This window comes from Stenotrophomonas maltophilia, from assembly GCF_003970865.1.
Taxonomy (GTDB): domain Bacteria; phylum Pseudomonadota; class Gammaproteobacteria; order Xanthomonadales; family Xanthomonadaceae; genus Stenotrophomonas; species Stenotrophomonas maltophilia_AR.
This window is the reverse complement of record NZ_RXLZ01000124.1, coordinates 1-4000: the sequence shown is the minus strand read 5'-3', so window position 1 is coordinate 4000 and position 4000 is coordinate 1. Positions and strand designations below refer to the sequence as shown.

Sequence of the window (4000 nt, the reverse complement as noted above, 5' to 3'; positions counted from 1 at the left end):
CTGGTGCTGTCCCTTGCTCCTGCGCAGTCCCACACTCGTACTGCCGCGCGGTTGCCGTTCTGTATCCATCCTGTGGCGCTTCTCGTGGGAGTTTTGTGTTTTAGTGCATATGCTGCCGCGTCCCCACGGAGCCACACGGGTAAGCACGCCGGCGGGGGGCGATGTGTTTAACACAGCGGTACGTGGTTGCAGATGGTGCCGATCTGCGTGGCGCTGGCCGTCATCGGGATCGGCGTGGGCCTGGCCTGGCCTCACCTGCTGACACGCGTTCTGACCTCTGCACCGCCGGAGGAACAGGAGCGCGCCGGGGCATCGATCACCACCATCCAACTGTTCGCCACCGCAGCCGGGGCAGCGCTTGCCGGTATGGTCGCCAATGCCGCGGGACTGATCGATCCGGGTGGAGCCGAGGGAACCACGCGTGCGGCAAGGTGGCTGTTTGCCACATTCGCGCTGGCGCCGATGCTGGGGATGCTGCTGGTGGAGCGGTGCCGCCTGCAGGTGGATGTGAACTGAGCAATGGAGGAGGGCGCAGCGACCTTGCCGGGCCGCTGCGCCATGCCATCAGTTGCTGGCCGCCTTCACGGCTTCCGCCGCGTCCACGATGCCTGGCCCGCAACCCCCCGGGCAGTTTGCTGCCGCGATTGGGTGCGCGGTTCGACGCAGGATCTCCTTGACCTGGTCGGTGGTCTTGGGCACCGGCGCCACCGCTTGCATCAGCGCGACGATGCCCGCGATGTGGGGCGCCGCCATCGAGGTGCCGGACATGAAGTCGAAGGCGTTGTTGCCCACCGTGGACAGAATGCCCTGTGCCGGATGCTGGCGGGTCGGTGCGCAGTTGGTCTGGTTCGGCGGCGTGGCCAGCGGCAGGAACTCGCCGACGGACGCGCGGCAGGACCAGGTTTCACCACCGGGTGCGGTGATGTGGATGCCTGCGCCGTAGTTGGAGTAGAACGCACGACGACCGCCCTGGTCGTTGGCGGCAACCGCAATCACGCCCTTGCAGTTCGCCGGAGCAAACTCGGACACATCCAGATTGCTGTTGCCGGCGGCGACCACCACGATCGTGCCCTGCGCGGTGATGTCGTCGATTGCATCCTGCTCGGCCGGCGAACAGGCCCGGCGGCCTCCCAGGCTGAGGTTGATGACTTCTGCCGGGTTGGCATTGGCCGCGACGTTGGGCACGTTGATGCCGGCACTCCAGAGCATGCCGTCGATGATGTCGGCGGAACCGCCATTGCCTTGGTTGCCGAGTACGCGCACCGGCACGACCTTCGCGTTGTAGGCCACGCCGGCGACGCCGATCTGGTTGTTGGTGACCGCAGCGACCGTTCCAGCGACGTGGGTGCCGTGTGCAATGCCCGAGGCATCGAAGGCATCGGCGTCGCGTCCATCGCCATCGTCGGAGCCACCACAGCCGGGATTCATTCCCCCGATGATGCACTGCCAATCACTGAACGGGCGGGTGGACGAGATCATGTCGTAGCCCGGCAACAGGTTCGCCTGCAGGTCGTTGTTGTTGAGATACCCCGAATCGACCACGGCCACCACCACGCCCTGGCCGGCGGAGCGGTCCCACGCAGCCGGCAGGCGCGCACCACTGGTCGGATTGCTGTAGTGCCACTGCTCGCCGTAGCGCGGATCGTTCGGTGTGGCGAACGCGCTCATCATGTAGTTCGGCTGCACGTACTCGACGTCCGGATCGTCGGCGATGCGCTGCATCAGGATCTGCGCTTCCGGAAGGTCCAGTGCCTTGTCCGTAGTAATGACGTCGGCACCACCACCCATCCGGCGCTGGTGGGTCACTGCTGCGGCCGGCGCAGCGCCGATCGAGCGCTTGCTGCGTTGTTGGATGCCGAGGCGTTTCTTCAGCGCATCCTGGGCGGTGGTGGCGGAGACGCGCTTGCTGCTGCCGTCCCGGTACTTGACGATGAAACTGCTGTACTGCTCGTTGCTGGCCATGCCTCGCGTCCATACCCGTTCGGTGGGTTGGGCGAAGGCGGGGGCGCTGGCCAGGACCAGGGTGATGGCGCTGGCAAGGGAAACCCGAAGCGACGTACGCATGGATACAGTTCCTTTGTGAAAGATGTGTCGAACAGGCCGTGCCTCTCGGGCGCGGCTTGATGTGAAGGGTGCAGGTGTCCCGTGGTCTCCTCTTGATGGCGACCAAGGACGAACGGCTTCGCGGACACATCCCCCCCAAGGAGAGGGTGGGAAAATTCTGAAGTGATTTAGTGATGTCGAAAGCGAGAGAAGATGCGCGGTGCCGACATTGCTTGACGGCATCGGACCGCGATTGCGCTGCGGCGTCGAATTTCGTAGCGACGTAGAGCAGCCAATAAAAAAGCCCGGAAACCCACGTTGGTGGAATTTCCGGGCTTCTCCGGTCCTTTACGGACCGTTCGTTGGTGGAGGTGGGCGGAGCCGATTGACGCCCTCTGGTAACTCATTGATCTTGCGCGATTCTTGAGCAAGACATGGCGCCAGATTTGATACCTCGAATGATACCCCTGCACCGTGCCGGGGTGCAAAAGCACAACTGTGAGGAGCAGTTGTGCGGATCTCATTCGTGGTGGTGGTCGTGGCTCTTTTGGCCTGCGGGCAAGCTTGGGCGCAGGGCGGTTCAATTCCGCCCACCGGAATTGAATTAAAGACGGTTCAAGCCAAGGCATGGCCGGTGGCGACCTACACCAGTGAACCCGGCGAAGCCAAAGAAGCGTTCTTGCTCCGCATCGCCCCCGAAGTTGCCGCCTGGACGGCAGAGAACCAGGCTGAAGCCTGCGCCTTTGTTGCCACCGATGGGCAGCGGTGGGGGCTGAAGCTCATCACCCTGAGGAGCCAATTCGAGTGCGTGTTCGCCTATGGCGTGGTCCCCGAGGGCATGACCACCACCAATGAGACGTTTCACTCCCACCCTCCTGCCGATGGCGGCGGTTACATCACCCTTACGGAAGGCACCAAGGCAGCAGCCGCTGCTTTGGGAGATGCCTCCTTGGGCCGGGTTCGGCAACTGCGGGTGGAGAACGGCGGCGAGTTCTCCGAACGGGATTTCAAGGCCGGCCCCGGCTACCTGATCACCAACGGTCGTCTGTTGTTCCAGAACGGGCGTAGCAAGAAGAACCGGCGGGACGTAGGCCCCGCCGGCTAAGCGTCACTGTCCCACGCATTGGTAGGTGTCAATGGACACGCCCGGCATGAACACTGGCGGGCAGGCCGCACGGGTCAGCCTGTAAAGGTATGTCTGCCCCTCGACGGCTGCCGAGCAGCTCGGGATTGAGGAACCAGGCACTGTTGCGCCGTTGTAGGTATAGCTCGCGGAGGTGCACATCATCCCGCTGTTGAGGATGTCTCCTTCATGCTTGACCAGCTTCCAGGCGTAGGATTTGGAAGAAACACAGGTGTTGGATGTCGTGGCCCAACCGGTGATCGGGGTCCAGTCCGACCACCCTGACCATCCACTCCAAGCCGGTGAACCGGTCGGCGCGGGGCAGTAGGCGAAGCGTGCCTGGTTGCGCTGCTCTTGCCTGGTTTGCACGATGGAACCGGTCTGACCAGCAGGGCATCCTAGGGTTTGAGAGACGGTCTTGGATTCGGTATCGGTCACGGTGCTGGGCGAAGGAAGCACGCATGCGGGGGCGCAGGTGTTGGAAACAGTGATCCATGGGCCATAGGTCGCCGTGTCCCAGGCTTCGTAGGGCCCACCCACCTCGCCGCAATAGCCCACACGTTGCTGCGTGACAGTCCCAATCTGTCCTGCGGGGCAGTTCAGGTTTTGCGTCTGCGTCGGTGGCGCCGTGCACGGTGCCACCGATGGGATCGGAGGGGGGGCTGGCCGCACAGGCGGTTCGGCCGGAGGAGTGGTCGGCGTTACCGGCGTGATGCCAGGAAACTGCTCCTTTTACACACTTTACGCGGCCGCGGCACTCCCGGGTGTGGTCCCGGGGGCCGGCCCCCCCCAAAAAAAAAAAAAAACACAACAAAACAAAACAAAACCCAACGG

The 4000-nt window shown here is 63.5% G+C and carries 4 protein-coding genes; 2 read left to right on the top strand and 2 right to left on the bottom strand.

Annotated elements, in window-relative coordinates; translation table 11 throughout:
• The first annotated feature begins 207 nt into the window (after positions 1-207).
• Positions 208-516 carry a hypothetical protein gene (locus EKL94_RS21945; RefSeq protein WP_185830078.1) on the top strand — a complete coding sequence of 103 codons (309 nt, stop codon included), beginning with the start codon at positions 208-210 and terminating at the stop codon, positions 514-516.
• Between the two features lie 48 nt (positions 517-564).
• Here EKL94_RS21945 and EKL94_RS21940 read toward each other — a convergent pair whose 3' ends face one another.
• Positions 565-2064 (bottom strand): S8 family serine peptidase, encoded by a 1500-nt coding sequence (locus EKL94_RS21940; RefSeq protein ID WP_260473486.1) that lies wholly within the window; start codon positions 2062-2064, stop codon positions 565-567.
• Positions 2065-2554: 490 nt separating this feature from the next.
• Here EKL94_RS21940 and EKL94_RS21935 point away from each other — a divergent pair, with 490 nt between their 5' ends.
• Positions 2555-3148, top strand: coding sequence for a hypothetical protein (locus EKL94_RS21935; protein WP_126930627.1), 594 nt, complete (start codon positions 2555-2557; stop codon positions 3146-3148).
• 3 nt (positions 3149-3151) lie between these two features.
• On the opposite strand, the gene EKL94_RS22320 is transcribed toward EKL94_RS21935, so the two are convergent.
• A complete protein-coding gene (locus EKL94_RS22320) occupies positions 3152-3604 on the bottom strand; it encodes a hypothetical protein (RefSeq protein WP_148105818.1) in 453 nt (150 codons plus the stop codon).
• Positions 3605-4000 lie beyond the last annotated feature (396 nt).

Excerpts from the sequence above, each read along its gene's own strand:
- EKL94_RS21940 (WP_260473486.1), bottom strand. The coding sequence starts at position 2,064 with ATGCGTACGTCGCTTCGGGTTTCCCTTGCCAGCGCCATCACCCTGGTC.